The sequence below is a fragment of the Sedimentibacter sp. B4 genome (assembly GCF_000309315.1).
In the GTDB taxonomy this organism is placed as follows: domain Bacteria; phylum Bacillota; class Clostridia; order Tissierellales; family Sedimentibacteraceae; genus Sedimentibacter; species Sedimentibacter saalensis.
In genome coordinates, this window is record NZ_CANG01000016.1 from 1 (window position 1) to 2,355 (window position 2,355).

Sequence of the window (2,355 nt, forward strand, 5' to 3'; positions counted from 1 at the left end):
ATCGTCATAAAACAATAAGTCAATTTTTATAAAAATTATAAAACTCTTTCAGCTCTTCTTTTTTTTCTGGTGAAAGCTGTGTTTTTTTGATGTTCTGAACAGCACCTTCCAGTGCATAAAGTCTGTTTATTCATGCAGAAGCATCTATTGCTTTTATTTTAAGCCAAGCTTCTTTGCTTCCTGTTTCTTTCAACTGCTCGTACGTTATAATTCCAATCTGATTAAGTTGTTCCTCAACTGTCTTACCAATGTTTATTAAATTTGACAATTCCCCCATTTCATCCTCCTCAACACATTTATTTCCATCTTACTATTATGCAGTCCATAAAGCAAGCCTCACAAAATATTCACATAAAAAAACCTTGCAGCCATTCACTGCAAGGTTTAAGTAAATTATTCTTGTACTAAGCAGGATCCATTTCTAAGTCCAAAACCATTTCCTGCCATGTTCCCGCCCTGGCCTCTTCCAAGACCGTTTCCTAATCCTCTGCCTTGAGCGTTTCCGTTACCCATCATTCCGCCAAATCCGGCACCAAACTGCTGTCCAACTCTTGCCTGGCCTGTTCCATCACAAACTGCCTGATTTTCCTCAATGGCTTTGATTATGGCATCTGCCTCTTCCTGTGTCATAGTCCCTGCCTCAACTCTTTCCTGAAGAATTGCAATTTTGTTTTCAAGCATTGCTGATTGAAATTCTTCCAATGAATCATAGTCTTTTGCAATTTCTCCATATGTTTTTCCGCTTTGTAATTTTTCTTCAGTTACTTCCTCAACTGTGTTTCCTGTTACTGCTGCAGCTAACTCAGCAGGTGTAGCAAAATTTGCTGCGGCAAAAGCCGTTACTGTTGTTGTTCCTATTGCCATTACCACTGCTCCGAGTACTGCTAATTTTTTTAAATTTGTCATTTTATTGACCTCCCAATATTTGATTTTGTATTTGTTTCTATGGTATTAATATAAAGCAGTACTATGGCAAAAATATGTCTTTTATATTTTATTTTTATGGTATTTAGTTACATTTAAAAGAACATCCTGAATTCAGGATGTTCTTTGTATATTATCGCCCCTGCCAGATGTGGATTAGGCTTTTGTTCATTCCTCGTGCAAACACGTCGGTTCTGTTAGGTCCCCACGATACTGCTGCAGGTTCTGAGTCAAGATTACCTCCGATGTTCTGCCAGTCTTCCCACCTTGTTCCATTCCATGTTCTCATAATCAGATTATTGTTTCTCCCTCGTGCAAACACATCCAGATGATTTGGCCTGCGTGATGAAACTGCCGGCCCTGATGTCAGTGTTCCTCCAAGGCTTTCCCAGCCGCTCCAGCTTCTGCCGTCCCACCATTTGTGAATAAGATCGTTTCTCATTCCTCTTGCAAACACATCAATACGGTTTGGACCCCACGATACTGCTGCAGGAGAAGAGTTGAGATTTCCTCCAAGGCTTTCCCAGTCATTCCACCTTACCCCGTCCCACCACTTGTGGTAAAGAGCATTGTCAGTTCCTCTTACAAATACATCCAGCCTGTTGGGCTGCCAGGATGCTGCAGCTGGTGCTGATGTCAAAACTCCGCCGAGATTTTCCCAGTCGTTCCATCTTGCTCCATCCCACCATTTGTGATACATGGCGTTGTCTGTTCCACGTACAAATACGTCTATTCTGTTAGGGCCCCATGATACTGCTGCAGGTGCAGAAGTAAGAATACCTCCAAGGTTTTCCCATATGCTCCAGCTTCTGCCGTCCCACCATTTGTGGTACATGGCATTGTCAGAACCTCCCACAAAAACATCCAATCTATTAGGCTGCCATGATGAAACTGAAGGAGATGTTGAAAGCACACCGCCCAGATCCTCCCATCCAGACCATCCCTGGCCAGGACCAGGTCCAGGTCCAGGTCCTGGCATACCTCCACCGTCTCTTATAAGTTCCAGAACAATTTCAATAAGCCTTATTAGAATACGGTCCAGCCTGTTGCGAGGTATATTAAATTGTCTTACCATTAATCCATACCATGGAATTTGATTTTGAAATCTTGAATACACTTGATTTGCAGACATATCTCCTAACTGTTGGCTCATAACATAATTTACAGCAAGATAAAACAGCATATCAGTTATATTTCTGTTTAGACCTTCCTGCTCAAGTTCATAATAAAGGCCGTCATGCTGTGAACGAATATTTTGCATGATATCCTGAACGTTTCTTTCCCGCTGAGCAAATAAGTAATCTGGATTATTATTTATTGGTGCTTGAACTCCATATGGTTCATTAAACATTTTATATCCTCCTTAAATACTACTTATACTATTTTATTGTGATTTCCGGCACTTGTTACTGTTACAGAGAAATTATGTAA

General features: G+C 40.8%; 2 protein-coding genes and 1 pseudogene. All 3 read right to left on the minus strand.

Going from position 1 to position 2,355, the window contains the following annotated elements; translation table 11 throughout:
- Positions 1 to 19: 19 nt before the first annotated feature.
- A pseudogene (locus BN358_RS03090) lies at positions 20 to 277 on the minus strand (TfoX/Sxy family protein).
- A 116-nt stretch (positions 278 to 393) separates the two neighbouring features.
- Complete coding sequence (locus BN358_RS03095) at positions 394 to 906, minus strand: DUF2680 domain-containing protein (protein WP_019227869.1); 513 nt, start codon at positions 904 to 906, stop codon at positions 394 to 396.
- Positions 907 to 1,057: 151 nt separating this feature from the next.
- Positions 1,058 to 2,275, minus strand: coding sequence for a DUF346 domain-containing protein (locus BN358_RS03100; RefSeq protein ID WP_019227870.1), 1,218 nt, complete (start codon positions 2,273 to 2,275; stop codon positions 1,058 to 1,060).
- Between the last annotated feature and the right edge of the window lie 80 nt (positions 2,276 to 2,355).

Excerpts from the sequence above, each read along its gene's own strand:
- BN358_RS03095 (WP_019227869.1), bottom strand. The coding sequence starts at position 906 with ATGACAAATTTAAAAAAATTAGCAGTACTCGGAGCAGTGGTAATGGCA.
- BN358_RS03100 (WP_019227870.1), bottom strand. The coding sequence starts at position 2,275 with ATGTTTAATGAACCATATGGAGTTCAAGCACCAATAAATAATAATCCA.